20 protein-coding genes and 1 pseudogene are annotated in these 20,598 nt (G+C 71.4%); 15 read left to right on the top strand and 6 right to left on the bottom strand.

Annotated elements, in window-relative coordinates; all coding sequences use genetic code 11:
* Positions 1–358: pseudogene (locus tag ACTZWW_RS17345) on the bottom strand (hypothetical protein); the annotation flags it as partial.
* A gap of 295 nt (positions 359–653) precedes the next feature.
* Here ACTZWW_RS17345 and flgB point away from each other — a divergent pair.
* From flgB to recA, 8 genes are all read left to right on the top strand, one after another.
* Positions 654–1,052, top strand: a complete 399-nt coding sequence (flgB, locus tag ACTZWW_RS17340; protein WP_444782225.1) for a flagellar basal body rod protein FlgB — start codon at positions 654–656, stop codon at positions 1,050–1,052.
* 16 nt (positions 1,053–1,068) lie between these two features.
* Positions 1,069–1,479 carry a flagellar basal body rod protein FlgC gene (gene flgC / locus ACTZWW_RS17335; protein WP_444782224.1) on the top strand — a complete coding sequence of 137 codons (411 nt, stop codon included), beginning with the start codon at positions 1,069–1,071 and terminating at the stop codon, positions 1,477–1,479.
* A gap of 23 nt (positions 1,480–1,502) precedes the next feature.
* Complete coding sequence (locus tag ACTZWW_RS17330) at positions 1,503–1,832, top strand: flagellar hook-basal body complex protein FliE (protein WP_444782223.1); 330 nt, start codon at positions 1,503–1,505, stop codon at positions 1,830–1,832.
* 42 nt (positions 1,833–1,874) lie between these two features.
* Positions 1,875–2,141 carry a flagellar biosynthesis protein FliQ gene (gene fliQ / locus ACTZWW_RS17325; protein WP_444782222.1) on the top strand — a complete coding sequence of 89 codons (267 nt, stop codon included), beginning with the start codon at positions 1,875–1,877 and terminating at the stop codon, positions 2,139–2,141.
* A gap of 94 nt (positions 2,142–2,235) precedes the next feature.
* Positions 2,236–2,997: a flagellar biosynthetic protein FliR gene (gene fliR, locus ACTZWW_RS17320; protein ID WP_444782221.1), complete on the top strand. Its 762-nt coding sequence runs from the start codon at positions 2,236–2,238 to the stop codon at positions 2,995–2,997.
* A 13-nt stretch (positions 2,998–3,010) separates the two neighbouring features.
* Positions 3,011–4,078 (top strand): flagellar biosynthesis protein FlhB, encoded by a 1,068-nt coding sequence (gene flhB / locus ACTZWW_RS17315; RefSeq protein WP_444782220.1) that lies wholly within the window; start codon positions 3,011–3,013, stop codon positions 4,076–4,078.
* Positions 4,079–4,110: 32 nt separating this feature from the next.
* Positions 4,111–6,642, top strand: a complete 2,532-nt coding sequence (cckA, locus tag ACTZWW_RS17310) for a cell cycle histidine kinase CckA (RefSeq protein ID WP_444782219.1) — start codon at positions 4,111–4,113, stop codon at positions 6,640–6,642.
* Between the two features lie 336 nt (positions 6,643–6,978).
* Positions 6,979–8,070 (top strand): recombinase RecA, encoded by a 1,092-nt coding sequence (gene recA, locus ACTZWW_RS17305; protein ID WP_372425575.1) that lies wholly within the window; start codon positions 6,979–6,981, stop codon positions 8,068–8,070.
* A gap of 197 nt (positions 8,071–8,267) precedes the next feature.
* On the opposite strand, the gene ACTZWW_RS17300 is transcribed toward recA, so the two are convergent.
* The 3 genes from ACTZWW_RS17300 to ACTZWW_RS17290 all read right to left on the bottom strand — a co-directional run bounded on the left by ACTZWW_RS17300 (position 8,268) and on the right by ACTZWW_RS17290 (position 10,777).
* Positions 8,268–9,998, bottom strand: coding sequence for a hypothetical protein (locus ACTZWW_RS17300; protein WP_444782218.1), 1,731 nt, complete (start codon positions 9,996–9,998; stop codon positions 8,268–8,270).
* An 87-nt stretch (positions 9,999–10,085) separates the two neighbouring features.
* Positions 10,086–10,514 carry a type II toxin-antitoxin system VapC family toxin gene (locus ACTZWW_RS17295; RefSeq protein ID WP_444782217.1) on the bottom strand — a complete coding sequence of 143 codons (429 nt, stop codon included), beginning with the start codon at positions 10,512–10,514 and terminating at the stop codon, positions 10,086–10,088.
* A complete protein-coding gene (locus tag ACTZWW_RS17290) occupies positions 10,511–10,777 on the bottom strand; it encodes an AbrB/MazE/SpoVT family DNA-binding domain-containing protein (protein WP_444782216.1) in 267 nt (88 codons plus the stop codon). The genes ACTZWW_RS17295 and ACTZWW_RS17290 overlap by 4 nt, the downstream gene beginning before the upstream one ends.
* 198 nt (positions 10,778–10,975) lie before the next feature.
* Here ACTZWW_RS17290 and ACTZWW_RS17285 point away from each other — a divergent pair, with 198 nt between their 5' ends.
* Entirely contained in the window at positions 10,976–11,656 is a 681-nt protein-coding gene (locus ACTZWW_RS17285; protein WP_444782227.1) for a 3-oxoacid CoA-transferase subunit A, read from the top strand.
* A gap of 10 nt (positions 11,657–11,666) precedes the next feature.
* Complete coding sequence (locus tag ACTZWW_RS17280; RefSeq protein WP_444782215.1) at positions 11,667–12,305, top strand: 3-oxoacid CoA-transferase subunit B; 639 nt, start codon at positions 11,667–11,669, stop codon at positions 12,303–12,305.
* Positions 12,306–12,312: 7 nt separating this feature from the next.
* On the opposite strand, the gene ACTZWW_RS17275 is transcribed toward ACTZWW_RS17280, so the two are convergent.
* Positions 12,313–13,758, bottom strand: coding sequence for a carotenoid oxygenase family protein (locus tag ACTZWW_RS17275; RefSeq protein WP_444782214.1), 1,446 nt, complete (start codon positions 13,756–13,758; stop codon positions 12,313–12,315).
* 634 nt (positions 13,759–14,392) lie between these two features.
* Here ACTZWW_RS17275 and ACTZWW_RS17270 point away from each other — a divergent pair.
* Genes ACTZWW_RS17270 through ACTZWW_RS17255 form a run of 4 tightly spaced genes read left to right on the top strand, consistent with a single transcriptional unit; the run spans position 14,393 to position 17,965 of the window.
* Entirely contained in the window at positions 14,393–16,165 is a 1,773-nt protein-coding gene (locus ACTZWW_RS17270; RefSeq protein ID WP_444782213.1) for an ArnT family glycosyltransferase, read from the top strand.
* Positions 16,162–17,007, top strand: coding sequence for a glycosyltransferase family 2 protein (locus ACTZWW_RS17265; protein WP_444782212.1), 846 nt, complete (start codon positions 16,162–16,164; stop codon positions 17,005–17,007). The genes ACTZWW_RS17270 and ACTZWW_RS17265 overlap by 4 nt, the downstream gene beginning before the upstream one ends.
* Positions 17,004–17,339: a lipid-A-disaccharide synthase N-terminal domain-containing protein gene (locus ACTZWW_RS17260; protein WP_444782211.1), complete on the top strand. Its 336-nt coding sequence runs from the start codon at positions 17,004–17,006 to the stop codon at positions 17,337–17,339. The genes ACTZWW_RS17265 and ACTZWW_RS17260 overlap by 4 nt, the downstream gene beginning before the upstream one ends.
* 17 nt (positions 17,340–17,356) lie before the next feature.
* Positions 17,357–17,965, top strand: a complete 609-nt coding sequence (locus ACTZWW_RS17255; protein ID WP_444782210.1) for a pyridoxamine 5'-phosphate oxidase family protein — start codon at positions 17,357–17,359, stop codon at positions 17,963–17,965.
* 3 nt (positions 17,966–17,968) lie between these two features.
* Here ACTZWW_RS17255 and metC read toward each other — a convergent pair whose 3' ends face one another.
* Positions 17,969–19,159 (bottom strand): cystathionine beta-lyase, encoded by a 1,191-nt coding sequence (gene metC / locus ACTZWW_RS17250; RefSeq protein ID WP_444782209.1) that lies wholly within the window; start codon positions 19,157–19,159, stop codon positions 17,969–17,971.
* 315 nt (positions 19,160–19,474) lie between these two features.
* On the opposite strand from metC, the gene ACTZWW_RS17245 reads away from it, so the two are divergent.
* Positions 19,475–20,500, top strand: coding sequence for an amino acid ABC transporter substrate-binding protein (locus ACTZWW_RS17245; protein ID WP_444782208.1), 1,026 nt, complete (start codon positions 19,475–19,477; stop codon positions 20,498–20,500).
* The last annotated feature ends 98 nt before the right edge of the window (positions 20,501–20,598 follow it).

The raw sequence follows: 20,598 nt of genomic DNA, 5'->3' as shown, positions 1-20,598 counted from the left end.
GCCCGGGCATGGCCGGCTGGCCCGGCATCGGCATCTGCGCGCCGCCGGGGCGCTGGGCCGGCCGCGGCGGGGCGCGGCCGATGCCGCTCTCCACGACGACGTCGTTGGGCCCGCCGATCAGCAGCAGGTGCTCGACGCCGTCGCGGCGCAGGAGCACGAGCTGGCGCTGTCGGTCGAGGTCGTAGACGTCGACGATGCCGAGGCGCGGCTGCTTGGAGCGGCCCGCGGCGAGGCCCTGGCCGTTCACCCGCCGGCCCAAGAGCCGCGGCGCCAGCCAGGCGAACAGGGCGAGCAGCCCCATCACCACGGCGAACGCGATCAGGTACTGGACGATGGAGGTGTTCTCGAAGCCGAGCATGGCAGGTCGTCGCGCTCTCTACTGAACGGCGTCCCGTCGCGTCGCCGACCGGGCGCGAGATCCCGTCCGGCGGCCTCGATGGGCGCGCGAGTTGTCCGCGCCCGGGAGCGCGGCATGCACCATAACCGTCGCGCGGTTAACACGAAACCACCAGACGGTGGCAGTCCTTTAACGCGCCGTTAACCAACATGCCGGCAAATTTTGCCCAAGGCGGGGCCGGATTCGTCCGAGATCGTCCCTCGCCGAAACCCGAGCCCGCGGCCGCCCCCGCCGCGACGCACCCGGAGCGACCCCCGTGACCGCCACCGGCCTGCCTCTCCTCGAGATGCTGAAGACGCGCATGCACTGGCACCAGGCGCGCCAGAAGCTGCTCGCCGAGAACGTCGCGAACGCCGACACGCCGGGCTTCGCGCCACGCGACGTCGCCGAGCCGCGCTTCGGGCGCGACGGGCGGGGCGTCTCCGCGGCGCTCGCCCCGGCGCGCACGAGCCCGCTGCATCTGGCGGGCTCCGCCGATCCGCGCGCCGCCGCGCAGGTCGACGGCGCGCGCTTCGAGGTTCGCCCGTCCGGCAACGCCGTGAGCCTCGAGGAGGAGATGCTGAAGGTCGCGCAGAACCAGTCCGACTACCAGCTCGCCGCCTCGCTCTACGAGAAGAACCTGGCGATGCTGCGCACGGCCATCGGCCGGCGCTGAGTGAAGGAGCGCGCGCATGGACTTCCTCAAGACGATCGCGGTGGCCGCCTCGGGCCTCAAGGCCCAGTCGGGGCGCATGCGGGTCATCGCCGAGAACATCGCCAACGCCGACTCCACCGCGGCCGCCCCGGGCGCCGACCCGTACCGCCGGCGCATCCCGACCTTCGTCGAGAAGCTCGACCGCGAGCTCGGCGTACGCACGGTGACGCTGGGGCGCGTGCGCGAGGACCAGAGCGAGTTCCGCACCCGCTTCGACCCCGGCCACCCGGCGGCGGACGCGGACGGGCAGGTGAAGCTGCCCAACGTGTCCTCGCTCGTCGAGAGCATGGACATGCGCGAGGCGCAGCGCAGCTACGAGGCGAACCTCAACCTGGTCAACGCCACGCGCCGCATGCTCTCGCGCACCATCGAGATCCTGCGCGCCTGAACCCTCGAGGAAGGTAACGCATCATGGCCACGAACATGTTCGCCGCCAACGCCTACGCCTCGATCCAGGGGCTCTCGCCGGGCCTCGGGCAGGGCGGCGCGGCGGGGCGCATCGGGGGCGCCGCCGGCGCCGAGCGCCCGGACTTCGCAGCCCTCGTCCAGGGCGCCGTCGGCTCCGTCGCCGAGGCGGGCCGCGCCGCGGAGGCCCAGGCGAGCGCGGCCGCCGCCGGCCGCGCCGACGTCGTCGACGTCGTCACCGCGGTGGCCGAGAGCGAGGCCGCGCTCAACACGCTCGTCGCCGTGCGCGACCGCGTCATCCAGGCCTACGAAGAGATCATGCGCATGCCGATCTGACGGCGGCGCGAGCACCACGATCACCTGCAGAAAGCGTACTCCATGACCGGCATGGCCATCCTCGACATCGCCCGCGACGGCATCATGACCTTCTTCAAGGTCGGGGCGCCGGTGATGCTGGTCGCGCTCGCCGTCGGCGTCGTGATCTCGCTCCTCCAGGCACTCACCCAGCTCCAGGAGCAGACGCTCGTCTTCGTGCCCAAGATCATCGCCGTGTTCGTCTCGCTCTTGATCATGCTCCCCCTCATGAGCGACGCGCTCGCGGGCTACATGCACCGTGTCGCCGAGCGCATCGTCGCGGGCGGGTGAGGTGGCCGCGGTCGCGAGCCGGGCGGTCGCGCCCGTCGCGCCCGTCGCGCACGGGCCGCGCGCGCGGCCCGCGAATCTCGTATCGTGCCCGCTCATGGAGCTGCTCTCGCCCGCCGTCGCGACGACCTTCCTCCTCGCCTTCGCGCGGGTGGGCACCCTCGTCATGCTGCTGCCGGGGCTGGGCGAGCAGCTGATCTCGCCGCGCGTGCGCCTCGCCTTCGCGGTCCTGCTGACGATCGTCGTCTATCCCGCCGTGCGCCCGCTGGTGGAGCCCGCCGGCGGCGTCGCCGGGGCGGCGACGCTGTCGCTCCTGTTCGGGGAGATCCTGGTCGGGCTCGTGCTCGGGCTCGCGGTGCGGATGGTCGTGGGCGCGCTGCAGACCGCCGGCACCATCATAGCCCAGCAGATGGGGCTGGGCTTCGCCATGACGGTGGACCCGTCGCTCGGCGGCCAGCAGACGGCGATCGCGAACTTCCTGACGCTGCTCGCCATCACGCTCATCTTCGTCACCGACCTCCACCACCTCGCCATCGCCGCCGTGCGGGCGAGCTACGACATGCTCCCGCCCGGCGGGCTGCCGGAGAGCGGCGACGTCGCCCGGCTCGGCATCGAGGCGGTGGGGCGCGGCTTCGCGCTCGCGGTGCAGATCTCCGCGCCGTTCATCGTCTTCGCGATCCTGTTCAACCTGGGGCTCGGCGTGCTCTCGCGCCTGATGCCGCAGCTCCAGGTGTTCTTCCTGGCGCTGCCGGCGACCATCCTCGGCGGCTTCATCGTGCTCGCCATCGTGGTCGGCGTGATGATGAGCGTGTTCCTCGAGAACCTGCGCGCCTTCCTGTCCACCATCTCCGGCCTGTAGAGGGGAGGGCGGCATGGCGGACCAGGACACCGAGAACGACGATCGCACGGAAGAGCCGACCCCGCGAAAGCTCGAGCAGGCGATCGAGAAGGGCGACGTCGCCAAGAGCCAGGAGATCACGACCTTCTTCGTGCTCGGCGGCTTCACGCTGGCGGCGCTGCTCGTCTCCGGCTTCAGCGCCGAGCGGATCTCGAACGGCATCACGGGCTTCCTAGCCAACGCCCATCAGGTCACCGACGGCGCCGGGCATCTCTCGGTGATGCGCGACGCGATCGTCACCGTGCTGATCGCGCTCGCGGCGCCCTTCGCGATCTTCATGGTCGCGGGGCTCGTCGGCGGCGGCATGCAGCATCGCCTCTTGTGGACCGTCGAGCCGCTGACGCCCAAGCTCGACCGCATCAGCCCCATATCCGGCTTCAAGCGCGTCTTCGGCATGGAGGCGCTCGTCAACTTCGCCAAGGGCCTGCTCAAGCTCGCCATCATCGGCACGCTGGTCGCCGTGATCCTGTGGGGTGAGCGCGCGCGCGTCGACACGCTGGTGCAGGAGGACCCCACCCTGCTCTTCGTCGAGGTGAAGGACCTCTCGGTGAAGCTGCTCGGCGGCGTGCTGGCGCTGTTCTTCTTCGTCGCGGTGGGAGACTTCCTCTACCAGCGCTTCTCCTGGATGAAGCGCCAGCGGATGACGCGCCGCGAGGTGAAGGAGGAGTTCAAGCAGTCCGAAGGCTCGCCAGAGGTGAAGGCGCGCCGGCGCCAGCTGCGGATCGAGCGCGCCCGCCAGCGCATGATGGCGGCGGTGCCGCAGGCGACCGTCATCGTCACCAACCCGACGCACTACGCCGTCGCGCTGAAGTACGAGAAGGGCATGCCCGCGCCGATCTGCGTCGCCAAGGGTGTCGACGCGCTGGCGCTGCGCATCCGCGAGAAGGCGCGCGAGCACGACGTGCCCATCGTCGAGAACCCGCCGCTCGCCCGTGCGCTGCACGCGACCGTCGACATCGACCGGGAGATCCCGGTGGAACACTACTCCGCCGTCGCCGAGGTCATCGGTTACGTCTTGCGGCTCAGGCGCCGTCGGGCATAACCGCTCGAGCGACGAGAACAGGCGACACGCACATGGCTCAGACGAGCGACAAGCCGCAGCGGGCGATCGAGCGCAGCGAGACGCCGGGGAAGATCTGGCTCCTCGTCGTCCTCGCGCTCGTGCTGCCCGGCGCCTTCTTCGGCCTCTCCTTCGTCACGAGCGAGCAGGCCCAGCCGCTGATCACGGCGCTGCTCGCGCTGCTCGCCATGGCCGGCGTGTTCTTCATCACGGCCTACGCCATCGGCGCGTTCGGCTTCTCCGCGCAGGGCACGCGCAACGACCTGACGAAGGCGATGGCGGATTCCTCGTCGGAAGGCCACGTGGTGGTCGAGGGGGACGGCCGCATCGCCTACGCCAACGAGGCCTACCTCTCCTTCGCCGGCGCCACGGAGCTCGCGGAGATCAAGACCGTCGAGCGCCTCTTCCTGGGCGCGCCGGAGGTCTCGGAGGCGATCTACCGCCTCGCCCAGGCGGCGCGCGAGGAGCGTGCGCTCGCCGAGGAGATCCGCCTCTCACCGGCGCTCGGCGGGCGCGGCGAGTACGGCTGGTACCGCGTGCGCGTGCGCCCGCTGCCGCGCCCCGGCGCCAAGCCCGCGGTGCTCTGGTCGATCGCCGACGTGACGCACGAGCGCGAGCGCCACGAGAACGTCTTCCAGGAGCTCCAGCACGCGATCGACTATCTCGATCACGCGCCGGCGGGCTTCTTCTCGGTCGAGCCGGACGGCTCCGTCGCCTACATGAACGCCACGCTCGCGGCCTGGCTCGACCACGACCTCGCGAAGGTCGGCTCGGGCGGACTCGCGCTCGAGGACATGGTGCCTCCCGACGTGGCGACGCTGCTCGCCTCCGTCGAGGGTGCGCCCGGCGAGGTGCGCACCGAGATCTTCGACATCGACATGACGCGCCGGGCCGGCCAGGCGCTGCCCGCGCGGCTCTACCACCGCGTCGCCTTCGGCATGGAGGGCGAGCGCGGCGCTTCGCGCACGCTGGTGATCAACCGCTCGGCCGGGGAGGAGGGCTCGGCGGACGCCCAGCGCGCGGCGGAGGTGCGGTTCGCGCGCTTCTTCAACAACACGCCGATCGCCATCGCGGCGCTCGGCCGGGAGGGCCGCATCCTGCGCGCCAACGCCCCCTTCGTGCGGCTGTTCGGCACGATGCCGCGCGCCGAGCCCGGCGGCGAGGAGCCGCGCCTCGTCCAGCGGGTGCTGGAGCGCGACCACGAGGCGCTCGCGGGCGCGCTCGCGGCCGCCGAGGGCGCGCGCGCGGCCGAGCCCGTCGAGGTCGGGATCGTCGGGCCGGGCGAGCGCTCGGCGCGGATCTGGACGAGCCCCGTCAACGAGACGGACGGGGAGGGCGAGGTCGCGATCGTCTACGCGCTCGAGACGACCGAGCAGCGCCAGCTCGAGACGCAGTTCGCCCAGGCGCAGAAGATGCAGGCGGTGGGCCAGCTCGCCGGCGGCGTGGCGCACGACTTCAACAACGTGCTCCAGGCGATCATCGGCTATTCGGACCTGCTGCTGGCCAACCACAGGCCCACCGACCCGGCCTTCCAGGACATCATGCAGATCAAGCAGAACGCGAACCGGGCCGCGAGCCTGGTGCGCCAGCTGCTCGCCTTCTCGCGCCGCCAGACGCTGCGACCCGAGGTGCTCGACCTCGGCGAGACCATGTCCGACCTGACCATGCTCCTCAAGCGCCTCCTCGGCGAGCGCGTCGAGCTCGACCTGCGCCACGGGCGCGACCTGTGGCCGATCCAGGCGGACGTGCACCAGCTCGAGCAGGTCGTCATCAACCTCGCGGTGAACGCCCGCGACGCCATGCCCGACGGTGGGCGTCTGACGATCCGCACCGCGAACGTGCAGGCCGAGGAGGCCGCCCGTCTCGAGCGCCCCGGCATGCCGGCGGCGGACTACGTCCTCATCGAGGTCGCCGACACGGGCACCGGCATCCCGCCCGAGGTGATGGACAAGATCTTCGAGCCGTTCTTCACCACGAAGGAGATCGGCAAGGGCACCGGGCTCGGCCTCTCGACCGTGTTCGGCATCGTCAAGCAGTCGAACGGCTTCGTCTACGTCGATTCGACTCCGGGCGAGGGCGCCTCCTTCAAGGTCTACCTGCCGCGCCACGTGCAGACCTCCGCCGAGGTGGCGGCGGCTCGGCTCGGCCCCCTCGCGCGCTCGAATCCCGACCTCACCGGCCACGGCGTGGTGCTCCTCGTCGAGGACGAGGACCCCGTGCGCGCCGTGAACTCCCGCGCGCTCAAGGCCCGCGGCTACACGGTGCTCGAGGCCGCCTCCGGCGTCGAGGCGCTCGAGGCGATCGCGGGGTCCGAGGCGCCGGTCGACCTCGTCGTCTCCGACGTGGTGATGCCGGAGATGGACGGGCCCTCGCTGCTGCGCGAGCTGCGCAAGACGCATCCCGACCTCAAGGTCGTGTTCGTCTCCGGCTACGCCGAGGACGCCTTCAAGAAGAACCTCCCCGAGGGCGAGGACTTCGCCTTCCTGCCCAAGCCCTTCACCTTGAAGCAGCTGGTGGAGACGGTGAAGGAGACGATGGGGCGGTGAGGGGGCGGCGGCGCGCGCCGCCGCGGCGTGAGGACGGGGCGCGGACGACGCGGCCGGAGCGTCCCGTATCCCGAGCCGACGTTTCCTGTGGACGCCGCGGCGATGCGCGGGCGCGGACGACCCATGGCGGCCGGGACGCATCCTCGCGTGGGACCGGTGTCCCGGGCGTGGGCGCACGCTGCGCAAAGCCTTGCGCGCCGGGCTCGGCGGAAGGGTCGCGGATTTTTCGTTCCCTTTTCGTTTTGGCTCTTGCGTGTGAGAACGAAGCGCGTACATTGCTGGGGTCGACGCCGCGTTGAGATTCGTCTCCACCCCGTGCAATAAGGGATTCGCGAAATGGCTCAGACCTCGCTGAGGCTGGTGGAAGGCTCCCCCATGGACAAGGACAAGACGAAGGCGCTCGACGCGGCGCTCTCGCAGATCGAGCGTGCGTTCGGCAAGGGCTCGATCATGCGGATGGGCAAGAACCAGCCGCTCGTCGAGATCGAGACGGTGTCGACGGGCTCGCTCGGGCTCGACGTCGCGCTCGGCGTCGGCGGGCTGCCGCGTGGGCGCATCGTCGAGATCTACGGGCCGGAATCCTCGGGCAAGACGACGCTCGCGCTCCACACGATCGCCGAGGCGCAGAAGAAGGGCGGCGTGTGCGCGTTCGTCGACGCCGAGCACGCGCTCGACCCGGTCTATGCCCGCAAGCTCGGCGTGCAGCTCGACGACCTGCTGATCTCCCAGCCCGACACCGGCGAGCAGGCGCTCGAGATCACGGACACGCTGGTGCGCTCGGGTGCCGTGGACGTGCTCGTGGTCGATTCGGTCGCGGCGCTCACGCCCCGCGCCGAGATCGAGGGCGAGATGGGCGAGGTGCAGCCGGGCCTCCAGGCGCGCCTGATGTCGCAGGCGCTGCGCAAGCTCACCGGCTCGATCTCGCGCTCGAAGACGATGGTGATCTTCATCAACCAGATCCGCATGAAGATCGGCGTCATGTACGGCTCGCCGGAGACCACGACGGGCGGCAACGCGCTGAAGTTCTACGCCTCGGTGCGCCTCGACATCCGCCGGGTCTCGACGCTCAAGGACCGCGACGAGGCGATCGGCAACCAGGTGCGCGTCAAGGTCGTCAAGAACAAGGTCGCGCCGCCGTTCAAGCAGGTCGAGTTCGACATCATGTACGGCGAGGGCATTTCGAAGGTCGGCGAGCTGCTCGATCTTGGGGTGAAGGGCGGCATCGTCGAGAAGTCCGGCGCCTGGTTCTCCTACGACAGCCAGCGGCTGGGCCAGGGGCGCGAGAACGCCAAGACCTTCCTCAAGGACAATCCCGACGTCGCCAAGCGCATCGAGGACGCCATCCGCCAGAATTCCGGCGTGCTGGCCGACCGCATCCTCGACGAGGCGACCCCCACGGCCGATGACCTGGACGAAGGCGAGGCCTGACGCATGCTCCCGCGCCTCCCGCCCCCTTGGGGCGGGGACGATCCGCGCAGCGGATCAGGGGCGGGGTCCGTGCGGGCGATGTCGCCCGCCCCAGGTAGGGGGACCTCGCGAGCAGGATCGGTCGAGGCGCATCGTGCGCGCCGGTCTCGTCCGCACGCGAAGGGGGAGCGACCCGCGAGGCCCGCAGCCGTGTGCCGTCAGCGAGCGACGACCGGGGCGGTCTCCGGGGTGCCCGCCGGGACGGCAGCCGGCGCGGCCGCCTGATCGGCGTCACTTCGCCGCGCGCGCCACCCCTCGAGCAGGGTGGGGCGCAGCGCGTCGATGCGCGGAAGGGCGGCGTCGCCGATGGGCGGCGGGGGCGGGGGGACCGCGCCGGGCCGGAACCCCAGCTCGGCGAAGGGCGCGAGCAGCTTCGCATCGCGCGCCAGCACGTGAACCGGAACGGCGCGCGATGCGTCCTCCCCGGTGATCAACGGTGCGGGCTGGTGATCGCCCATGACGATCACGACGGTGTCCGGCGAGAGCCGCTCGGAGACGAAGGCCGCCACCGCGTCGATGGAATGCGCGACCGAGCGCGCGTATTGCACGCGCACCGCCTCGGGATCGCGCCACACCTCGCGGGGATGCGGCGCGTCGTCGGTCCAGCGGCGGTAGATGGCGCCGTCCCCCAGCGCCTCCCAGGGCACGATCTCGGGTACGGGCAGCCAGGGGGCATGGCTCGAGATCAGCGCGGCCAGGGCGAAGAGCGGCGGGCGACCGGGCGTGTCGAGCTCCGCGCGGGCGAGGTGGTCGAGGGCGAACTGGTCGGGCACGATCCCCCAATAGAAAACCGGCCCGGCATAGCCCATGTCCTGCGCCTCGTAGGTCGCCTCGTAGCCGAGGAGCTGGCCCTCGGGCCAGGGCATCGTGATCGCCGGCATCGACTGCACGGTGCGATAGCCCGCGCCCGAGAAGTCGTCGACGAGCGTGCGCGGGGCCTCCGAGAGGAAGAGTGCGTAGAGTGTCTGGTCGTCGATGAACCGACCCGACGAGACGCTGGCGTGGTTGAGCCAGGACTGCCCGCCGGCGCTCGCGGCGACGAGCCGCCCCGAGGCGAGCGAGAAGCCGGCCTCGCGCGCCAGCGCCTCGAAGGTGGCGAGGCGGGGGCCGACGACCCGTGCGTAGGCCGGGTCGTCGAGCGCGGTGACGCCGTAGCTCTCGATGAAGATCACGACGACGTCGCGCCCGTCGAGCGCACCGAGGATCTCCGCCTCCGGGATGCCGTCCGCGGCGTCCTGCCCGAGATCGGCGCGAAAGGCGGCGCGCCGGCCGAGCGCGACGACGAGGCCCTGCGCCTGGAGCGCCACCGTCAGGCTGGCCGAGCCGCCGACCGGGCGCCATCCGGGCCGGCCCTCGAGAAGGGTCTTCTGCCCGCCGTAGAGCGCGAGCGCGCCGGCGCCGAGAGCGTACATCGCCAGCCGCGCATGCGGCGCCGCGAACAGCTCGGCCAGGCGCGACAGGCCCCAGGCGAGAGCGGCCCACAGCGCGGCGAGACCGATGAGCAGCCCCGCCACCGCGCCCCAGGCCCGCACGGGGCCGAGCAGCGTGCGCGCGACGTCCATCGTCGCCGGCAGGAGCGAGACGTCGAGATAGAGGTTGAGCGGGCGGTCGACGACCGAGCGCGCGGTGAGATCGGCGATGCGAATCGCCACCAGCACGACGAGCACAGCCGCGAGGGCGTGCACCAGCCCCCGCGGCACCCGCCCGAGCCGCGCGCGCACGAGCGCGACCACGGCGAAGGCGGCCCCCACCTCCAGGGCGAAGCCGAGGTGGAAGGCGCCGAGCAGCGCGTCCGCGAACGGCGGCAGGTTCACGGCGAGGCTCGCCACGAACCAGGCCGCCAGGAGGATCGCCGCCGCCGCGAGCGGCGTGGGGGGAACGCGCGTCATCGAAGGTCCTTCGCCGTCGAAGGGTGTCTACGCGCGAGAGGCGGGGGTGGATGGGGCGAAGTCAAGGCCGATGAAGTCGAGCGGCGATCACGAGCCGGCGTCGCGCGTCCCGTCGACGACCTCGATCCCGCACGCCCGCCCCGCGGCCGCGAGCCGTCGGTCGCAGGTGGCGAGCGGCAGGCGCTCGCGCACCGCGACCTCCAGGTAGGTCGCGTCGTAGATCGTCAGCGCATGAGCGGTCGCGAGCGCCCGGGTCGCTCCCCAGGCGTGCCGCGCGGTCGCCTCGTCGATTCGGATGCCCATCCGTTCCAGGCGAGACAGCGACGTCTCCACGAGGTCCGGCGTGCAGCGATTGCGCCGCACGGCCGTGGCGAGGGCATTGGCGACCTCGAGCTTCCAGAGCGAGGGTACGAGCGCGCCGGTAGACGGTATGCGCAGCAGCAGCGCGGTGCTCGTCGCCGTCTGCTCGTCCTCGAAGAACCAGGAGAGCGTCATGGAGCTGTCGAGGACGATCACGCGCCGCGCCGCCCTTCGTCGATGAGCTCTCGAATGCCGACGCCGTCGAGGCGCACTCCGGGGCGGGCGCGCAGGATCTCCTGCGCGGCCTCCATGGCATCGCGAATCTCGGCCTCCGACCGCGCCGGATGGATCACGACCGTGCCGTTCTCGACCGCGCACTCGACCTCGGCGCCCTTCGTCAGCCCGGCCGCGCGCGCGACCTCTGCGGGGAGACGGACGGCGAGGCTCTTGCCCCATTGCCCGATGGTGGATCTCGTCATCGCGACCTCCCGGTGGATCAGCGCGCGGCGGCGGGCGCTCCAGTGATATCTCTAGGATATCCCTCGCCCGTCCGCAAGGCGCCTCGGCACGCCCGCACGGGCTCGCCGACGCGCGGTGATTTTCTCGAACGCCGCCATCCGCTAAGCCTGTCGGCGTGCGCGGGCGCTCTCGCCCGCCGGGGGAGACGAGACGGCATGATCGACAAGATCGTCCCGACGCTGGAAGCGGCGGTCGACGGCATCCGGGACGGCGCGACGGTTCTCGTCGGCGGGTTCGGGACGGCGGGCATGCCGTTCGCGCTCATCGACGCGCTCATCGGCCAGGGTGCGAAGGACCTCACGATCGTCTCGAACAACGCCGGCAACGGCGACGGCGGCCTCGCGGCGCTGATCGCGGCGCGGCGCGTGCGCAAGGTGATCTGCTCCTTCCCGCGCCAGCACGACAGCTGGCACTTCGACCGGCTCTACCGCGCCGGCGAGATCGAGCTCGAGGTCGTGCCGCAGGGCAATCTCGCCGAGCGCATCCGCGCCGCGGGCGCGGGTATCGGCGCGTTCTTCACGCCGACCGGCTACGGCACCCTCCTCGCGGACGGCAAGGAGACGCGCACCATCGACGGGCGCGACTACGTGCTCGAGTACCCGATCCGCGCCGACGTCGCGCTGATCAAGGCGCGCGCCGGCGACCGGTATGGAAACCTCGTCTATTCGAAGACCGCGCGCAATTTCGGGCCGATCATGGCGAGCGCGGCCGCGCTGACGGTGGCGCAGGTCTCCGAGGTCGTGCCGCTCGGCGCGCTCGACCCGGAGAGCGTGGTCACCCCCGGCATCTTCGTCTCGCGGGTCGTCGTCGCCCACGAAGACACGCCCCCGTCCTGGTGAGGTCCCCGCCATGAACAAGCTCGACCGCGACGCCATGGCCGCCCGCGTCGCCCGCGACATTCCCGACGGGGCCTACGTCAACCTCGGCATCGGCCTGCCGACGCTGGTGGCGAACCATCTGCCGCCGGGACGCGAGATCGTGCTCCACACCGAGAACGGGCTCCTCGGCATGGGCCCGCGGCCCGCCGCCGGCGAGGAGGATCCCGAGCTCATCAACGCCGGAAAGCAGCCGGTGACGACCCTGCCCGGCGCGTCCTTCTTCCACCACGCCGATTCCTTCGCGATGATGCGCGGCGGCCACCTCGACATCTGCGTGCTCGGCGCCTTCGAGGTGTCTGTTTCGGGCGACCTCGCCAACTGGCACACCGGCAAGCCGGACGCGATTCCCGCGGTGGGCGGTGCGATGGACCTCGCGATCGGCGCCAAGCGCGTCTTCGTGCTGATGGAGGCGCTCACCAAGGAGGGGCGGCCGAAGCTCGTGCGCGAATGCGCCTATCCGCTCACGGGCCGCGCCTGCGTCTCGCGGGTCTACACGGACCTCGCAACCTTCGACATCGGTCCCGACGGGGTCGTCGCGCGCGATCTCGTCGCGGGGCTGGAGATCGACGCGCTGCGCCGGCTCATGGAGCTCGACCTCCGCGCCGGGTGACCCGGCCTCAGGCGTGCAGCGGCCCATCCTCCGGCGTGCCGAGGAAGTTGCCGTGGAAGCCGAAGGTGACGATCTCCGGCGCCTCCGCCCGCGCGATCTCCTCGAGCGTCGCCGCGTCCAGCACGAGCAGGTAGGAGCGCTCCGCCCGCGCATCGAGCACGACCGAGAGCAGCACGCCGTCGTCCTCGGCCTCGCTGCCGGGACGGCGCACCAGGACCGGCTCGCCGGGCCAGGCGCCGTCCTCGCGCCAGACGCGGGCGTTCGTCGCCGGGTCGCCGGCGAGGTCGATCTTGACGATCGAGTCGAGGAAGTCGGCGCCGGCCTGGCCGTTGCCCCAGACCCAGCGGTAGGGGCGACCCTGGTGGCGGGGGTAGTCGATGCGCGGCAGCTCGATCGGCGTGTCGGACAAGCTGCGAACCGTCACGTCGCCGCCGCCCGCGGGCAGCGTGAGCCGAACGAGCCGCCCGACCGCGCGCACCGGCTCGCTGCCGCGCAGGCGTGCGAGATAGAGCGCATCGATCACCGAGGCGTCGTCGTAGGCGACGAGGTCCACCTCGAGCGCGTCCTCGCGCTCCACCGCGTTGACGTGATGGAAGGCGAAGAGCGGCGGCGCGCTCCAGCGCCCCACCTGCGCGCCGGTCTCCTTGTCGAGAGCGGTCAGCGTCGTGCCACGCGTTGGATCCCAGCGATAGTTGCGGATGAAGGGCACCCCCGAGAGGTACAGGCGCAGCGGGTTCACGACGAAGGGGAACTCGGCCAGGATCAGCCGGCGCGCGCTCATGCCGAAGGAATGCATGTAGGACGGCCGCTCCACCGGGATGCGCGCCAGCTCGCGCTCGACGCCCGCATGGTCGACCGCGTGGACGTGGTAGGCCGAGCGCCGTCCGAAGGAGATCAGGTACGTGTAGGCGCTCGCGCCGTCGTGATGCGGATGCGCGGTGGAGACCGAGCCCTCCACGAAGGTGCTGAAATCGTGGATGCCGAGCGTCTCCAGCGTGTCCGGGTCGAAGCGCACCGGAAGCCGCGTCTCGGTGAGCGCGACGACGTCGCCGCCGATCCGGTTGACGCTGACGACCGCGTTGTCCGTGGTGGTGGGCTCGAGGATCGCCTGCACGCGCCCGAAAAGGCTGCGGCAGGGGTCGGTCGCGAACTCGGCGTGCACGATCCGGCCCGCTCGGGTCGCCTCCTCGTAGGCCCGCGAGCGCAGGAAGCGGCTGCGATAGGTCACCCGTCCGTCGGCGAAGGCGAAGCGGTGCAGCCGGGCGAGGCCGTCGAACCAGTGCGCGTAGCGCTGCTCGCCGACCTCGAACAAGGCCGGCGCGACCCGCAGCAGGACCCCCGAGAGCCAATCCGGCAGCGTGCCGCGCACGGGCAGCGCGACGTCCGCGACCTCCCGCGGCGTCGATCGGAAGCCGGCGGCATAGGGGGCCTCGTCGTCGGGCGATCTTCTCATGCGGATTGTCGACCTCGACCGAATCGGCGCTTTTCCCGTTCGCAGAAGCCGGAGCACCGCCGTGGAGGGTGGCACGGCGACGGCACGATTGGCCACACCCCCTCGACGATTCGACGCCTGCCGACTTTCGCGCGCGCCTTGATGCATGGTGCTCACGACACGGGTCGGCGCGTCGGTACCAGACCGTTCGCTCGGGCGACGAGCCAGGGCGGGCCGGCGCCCCGCACCGGGAGATGGGCTCCCGGCGCCATGTGGGCACATGCCTTGCCCGATCGATCGGAGGATGAGCGATGAAGTGGCTGCTGCCACGTCTGAGCTTGTCGCTGACGTTCCGCAGCGTGCGGAAGGCGAGTTGGTCCCTCGTCTTCCGCGTCTCGTTGGGAGCGTGAGCAAAACGAGAGGGGAGGGGAAACTCTCCTCTCTCACTCCGACCTCCAAATAGCACGTCAGCGAGCGTCGGCAAAAGAACGCTCGCACGCGTCACGCGATCATCGATGCCGCCTTGGTTTCGCCGCGCCCCGCGCGCAAAGCCGCGACCCATGCCGGGACCGTCCCGTACCCCCGCTCCGGCCCTCCCCGGATTTGACAATCGCACCCGGATTGCGGAGATGACCCGCGCCGCCGGAGCCGTTCGATGACGACACTCTCCCTCAACAGGGACGGAAGCTTTCCCAGGCCCGACCGCGGCACGCCCGGGGGGCGGATTCTCGCCTTCGCGGAGGGTGGGCACGGGCGCGCGGCCATCCTCCTGGTGCTGATCTGCCTCGCCTGCTTCCTGCCCGGCTTCGTCTCGCTCCAGCCGATGGACCGCGACGAGCCGCGCTACGCCCAGGCGACGAAGCAGATGCTGGAGACGGGCGATCTCGTCGACATCCGCTTTCAGGAGGAGGCGCGCCACAAGAAGCCCGTGGGCATCTACTGGATGCAGGCCGCCGCGGTCACCGCCGCCGAAGCGCTCGGTCTCGAGAATGCCCGCACGACGATCGCCGCCTATCGCATGCCCTCGCTCGCGGGCGCGATCGCGGCGACGCTGCTCACCTACTGGGCGGCACTGGCGCTGGCGCGGCGACGCGAGGCCTTCCTCGCCGCGGCCCTCGTCGGGGCCAGCGTGATCCTCATGGTCGAGGCCCGGCTCGCCAAGACGGACGCGGTGCTGCTCGCCTGCTGCGTGGCGACGATGGGGGCGCTCGCCCGCGCCTGGCTGGCGCGCGGGGCGGTGCGGCTGCCGACGGCCGTCTTCCTCGCCTTCTGGATCGGGATCGGCGTCGGGGTGCTGGTGAAGGGGCCGCTCGTGCTCTTCTTCGCGGGCCTGCCGGCGATCATGCTGTCGCTCCACGAGCGCTCGGCCCGCTGGCTCGTGGCGCTGCGCCCGCTGCCCGGCCTCGCGCTCGCGCTGGCGATCGCCGCGCCCTGGTTCGTGATGATCGCGCTGCGCTCGGGAGCCGATTTCTTCGCCGCCTCGGCGGGGCAGGACCTGCTCGGCAAGGTCGGCACGGCGCAGACCTACCATTGGGCGCCACCGGGCTTCTATATCCTCGCCTTCTTCGCCACGTTCTGGCCCGGCGCGCTGATGGCCGCGATCGGTGCCGAGTTCGCCTGGATCAACCGGCGCGCCCGCGAGGCGGCATTTCTCCTCGCCTGGGTCGTCCCCGCCTGGATCGTGCTCGAGCTCGTGCCGACGAAGCTGCCGCACTACACGATGCCGCTCTATCCAGCGCTGGCGATCGCGGCCGCGCTCGGCATCGGCCGGGGTTTCGTGGGTCCCTACAGGCGCCGCTTTCGTGTCTTCGGCTTCCTGCTCGCGCTCGTTCCCGTGGGCCTCCTGATCGGCCTGCCGATCGGGGCCTGGACGCTGGGCGATAGCCTGGGTGTCCGCGCCCTCGTCGCGCTCGCGATCGCGGCCGCCGTCGGGCTCCTCGCCTGGCGGCTTTGGGCGAAGGCGCGGGTCGAGGACGCCGCGCTCGCCGGGATCGGCTCGGCGATGGTGCTCGCGGTCGCCGTCTTCGGCCTCGCGCAGAAGGATCTCTCGGCGTTGAAGCTCTCGCAGAATCTCGCCGCCGCTGCGGAGCGTGCCGCCGCGAGCGCGCTTTCCTGCCCCGACCCGCGCGTGGGGACCATCGGCTACCGCGAGCCGAGCATCGTCTTCCTCGCCGGCACGGACCTCGTCATGCTCGACGGTCCGGAGACCGCAGCCCGCTTCATCGGCGAGGGCGATTGCCGCGTCGTCCTCGTGACGGAGGCGTTCGAGGTCGGATTCGGCCAGGCGCTCGCGCAGGCGGGCGTCGCGGCGGTCCAGGCGGAGCGGGTGCTCGGCTTCAACATCAACGGCGGAGACCCGATGGGCATCGGCGTCTACACGCGCGCCGGGGAGCGGCAGGGAGAGCGAGACGGGGAGGGCGCGCGATGAGCGGTCCCTCGAGCGCGGCTCCGGCCGATCGCGCGTCCGCGCCGGCGCCGGTTCTCTCCGTCGTCGTGCCGGTGAAGAACGAGGCGGGCAACATCCTCTCGCTCGTCGCGGAGATCGAGGCCGCCTGCGCGCCGCTCGGCGCGTTCGAGATCCTCTACGTCGACGACGGCTCGACCGACGCGACCGCGGACGAGCTCGCCGCCGCCGTGGCGACGCGCCCGCACCTGCGGGTGATCCGTCATGGGGCGAGCTGCGGCCAGAGCGCCGCGGTGCGCTCGGGCATCCGCGCCGCCCGCGCGCCGCTGGTCGCGACGATCGACGGCGACGGGCAGAACGACCCTGCCTTCATCCCCGCCCTCGTGGCCGCGCTCGAAGCCGCCGGCCCGCGCTGCGGCCTGTGCGCCGGCCAGCGCACGAGCCGAAAGGGGCGCTTCAAGGCGTTCCAGTCGCGCATCGCCAACGGCGTGCGCCGGCGCGTGCTGGCGGATTCCACGCGCGACACCGGCTGCGGGCTCAAGGTCGTGCGCCGCGACGTCTACCTGATGCTCCCGTATTTCGACGCGCTCCACCGCTTCATGCCGGCCCTCGTCGCGCGCGAGGGCTACGGCGTGGTGCACGTCGACGTGAAGGACCGCCCGCGCCTCGCCGGCACATCGAAATACGGCATGCTCGACCGGCTGTTCGTCGGCATCCTCGATCTCGCGGGCGTGTGGTGGCTGATCCGGCGCCGCCGGCGCATCGCGGACGCGCGGGAGGTTTCCGCGCGCCAGGTCGCCTCACCGGAGGCCGGCGCACGCGTCGCGTCCCAGGTTTCCCCCATCTCGGAAGGGTCGTCTCGATGATCGCCAACCTGATCAACGATCTGGGCGGGCGCCTGCACACGATCTTCATCGACAGCTTCGACACGGTCGTGCTGATCGGGCTGCTCGGCCAGCTCCTGTTCACGGCGCGGTTCGTCGTCCAGTGGATCGCGAGCGAGCGCGCGGGCCGGAGCGTCGTGCCGATCTCTTTCTGGTTCTTCTCGCTGGGCGGCGGCTTCATCCTGCTCGGCTATGCCGTCTACCGGCAGGATCCGGTCTTCATCATCGGGCAGGCGCTGGGCTCGTTCATCTACATCCGCAACCTGATGCTCATCGCCAGGTCGAAGCGCGAGACCCGCTCGCTGACCTCGTGAGCCGGGAGGCGCCACCGATGAGCGATCCACGCGGTACGCCCGCCTTCGCGACCGATCTCGACGAGATGCGCGCGCACGCCTGGCGGCAGCTGGCGCGCGGGGTGAAGGACCGGCGCTCGCCCTTCCACACCCCGACGGTCGCGACGATCGGGCTGGACGGGCGTCCGCGCCTGCGCACGGTCGTGCTGCGCGCGGCGGACGCGAGTGCCGGGCGGCTGCGCTTCCACACGGACACGCGGGCCGAGAAGGTGGCGGAGCTGCGGCGCGACGCCCGCATCGCGCTCCACGCCTACGATCCCGCCGGCAAGCTGCAGGTTCGCGTCGAGGGCACGGCGGTGCCGCACACGGACGACGGCTTCGCCGAGGAGGCATGGCGCGCCTCGCGCCCGGCGAGCCGGGCCTGCTACGCGACCGAGCCCGCGCCGGGCAGCGCGCTCGCCGCGCCCGACGGCTTCCGGCTGCCCGAGAGCGAGGAGGCGATCCTCGCCGGGCGCGGGCGGTTCTGCGCCGTCGAGATCGTCGCCGAGGCGATGGAGACGCTCTGGCTCGCCCACGCCGGCCACCGGCGCGCGCTGTTCTCGCCTGGGCCGGGCGGCTCCGTGGAGGGCACCTGGCTGGTGCCGTGAGGCTCAGCCGGCCGCCGCCTTCAGCCGCGCGAAGCCGGCGTCGAGGTCCTCCTTCAGGTCGGCCGGGTCCTCGAGGCCGATCGAGAAGCGCAGCAGCGGCCCCTCGTGGGCGAAGCGGGTGGCGGTGCGGTTCTTGTTGGGGTCGAAGGGAATGACGAGGCTCTCGAAGCCGGCCCACGAGAAGCCCATGCCGAACAGCCGCAGGCCGTCGAGCATCGCCGCGAGCGCGGGCGTCGGGACCGGCTCGAGCTCGACCGAGAACAGTCCGGACGAGCCGTGGAAGTCGCGCTTCCAGATCTCGTGGCCGGTGTGCTCCGGCATCGCCGGATGCAGGACGCGGCGGACCTCCGGGCGGGCGGAAAGCCAATGCGCCATGGCGAGCCCCTGCCGCTCCGCTTCCTCGAGCCGCAGGCTCATGCTGCGCATGCCCCGCAGCGCCAGGAACACGTCCTCCGGGCCGGCGCAGTTCGAGAACAGGTCGAAGGTCTTGCGCAGGCGCGGCCAGTGCTCGGCGTTGGCCGAGACCATGCCGAGCAGAAGGTCCGAGCCGCCGGACAGGTACTTCGTGCCCGCCTCGATCGCGAGATCCGCCCCGCGGGCGTGCGGCGGGTAGAGGAGCGGGGTCGCCCAGGTGTTGTCGATGACGACGCTCACGCCCTTCTCCCGGGCCGCCGCCGCCATCGTGGGCACGTCCTGCACCTCGAGGGTCAGCGAGCCCGGCGTCTCCAGGAACAGGACCCTGGTGTTCGGGCGGATCAGCGCGGCGATGCCCGCGCCGATCATCGGCTCGAAATAGGTGATCTCCACGCCGAGCCCGGAGAGCATCTCGTCGCAGAAGGCGCGCGTCGGCCAGTAGACGTTGTCGGTAACGAGGACGTGATCACCCGCCTTGACGAGGCTGAGCAGCGCCAGCGAGATCGCGCCGAGCCCCGAGGGGGCGAGCACCGTGCCGGCCGCGCCGGACAGCTCCGTCCACGCGTGCTCCAGCGCCTCCGTGGTGGGCGTGCCCCGGGTGCCGTAGACGTAGCGTCCCCGCCGGTTGACGAGATCGTCCATCGACGAAAAAAGGACGGTCGAACCCCGGTAGATCGGCGTATTCACGAAGCCGTGCTGCGTGGAGGGATCGCGTCCCGCGTGAACCAGCCGGGTGGCGGCTCTCCAGCTCGACCGTGCGTTTTCTTCCGTCATTTGCATCCTCGACTTGCATACCGCGCGGGCAACCGTTGCTTAGCATCTCGCGCGTCGTGAAAAAATACCCGATCTGGGTCCGCTCGCATGCTCAGGGGCACTTGACCGCGTCCGAACCGTGGCCTGAGATGCGGGGCGACGCGACCCGCGGGCGCTCGGCGATCGGGCGAAGGCGACATCGGCATTGACGCACGAGCTGGACAGCGCCAGAGAAGTGCCCGGGGCACCGACTTGCGAACGCAGCAGGGCGGATCGCGCCATCAGAGGGGCTGACTTGCTCGACGGGTCGGCGCACGAACCTTCCTTGGGAGAACGACAAGCATGAAGAAAGCGCTTACCACACTCGCCTTCGGCCTGGCCGCCGGCGTCGCCTTCACGGGCATGGCCGCCGCGCAGGAGACGCTCCAGCAGGTGCGCGACCGCGGCGAGCTGATCTGCGGCTCGAACACCGGCCTCGCCGGCTTCGGCGTGCCGGACGCCCAGGGCAACTGGACCGGGTTCGACGTGGACTACTGCCGCGCGCTCGCGGCGGCGATCTTCGACGACCCGAACGCGGTGTCGTTCATCCCGCTCTCGGCCAAGGACCGCTTCACCGCGCTTCAGGCGGGCGAGGTCGACGTGCTGTTCCGCAACTCGACCTCGACGATGTCGCGCGACACCTCGCTCGGCCTCGATTTCCCTGCGATCAACTACTACGACGGCCAGGGATTCATGGTGAACTCCGCGCTGGGCGTCACCTCGGCGCTCGAGCTCGACGGCGCCTCGGTCTGCGTGCAGCAGGGCACGACGACGGAGCTCAACCTGGCCGACTTCTTCCGCCGCAACAACATGGACTACGAGCCGGTCACGTTCGCCCAGTCGGTCGAGGCGGTCGAGGCCTACCTCAGCGGCCGCTGCGACGCGTTCACGACGGACGCCTCGGCGCTCGCCGCCGAGCGCCTGCGCGCGCCGACCCCGGGCGACCACGTCATCCTGCCGGAGATCATCTCCAAGGAGCCGCTCGGCCCGGTCGTCCGTCATGCGGACAACAACTGGGGCGACATCGTGCGCTGGCTGCACTACGCCCTGCTCGAGGCGGAGGAGTACGGCGTGACCATGGAGAACGCGCAGGAGATGCGTGACACGTCCGAGGCACCCGTGATCCGTCGCCTGCTCGGCGTCGAGGGCAACTTCGGCGAGATGATCGGCCTCTCCAACGACTGGGCCTTCAACGCCATCACCGCCGTGGGCAACTATGGCGAGGTGTTCGAGCGCAACATCGGCGAGGGCTCGCCGGTCGGCCTGAGCCGCGGCCTGAACGCGCTCTACACCGACGGTGGCCTGCAGTACGGCCATCCGGTCCGCTGAGGATCGCGTCGGAGCGCCGCACCCTCGGGGTGCGGCGCTCTTCTTGCATCCGTCGAAAACGAGCCGACCCAGGGGAACGGCCACGGGCGAGAGAGCCC

The organism is Salinarimonas sp. NSM (assembly GCF_052380005.1).
Classification (GTDB): domain Bacteria; phylum Pseudomonadota; class Alphaproteobacteria; order Rhizobiales; family Beijerinckiaceae; genus Salinarimonas.
The sequence above is the reverse complement of the archived record's forward strand: the minus strand, read 5'-3'. Positions and strand labels throughout refer to the sequence as shown.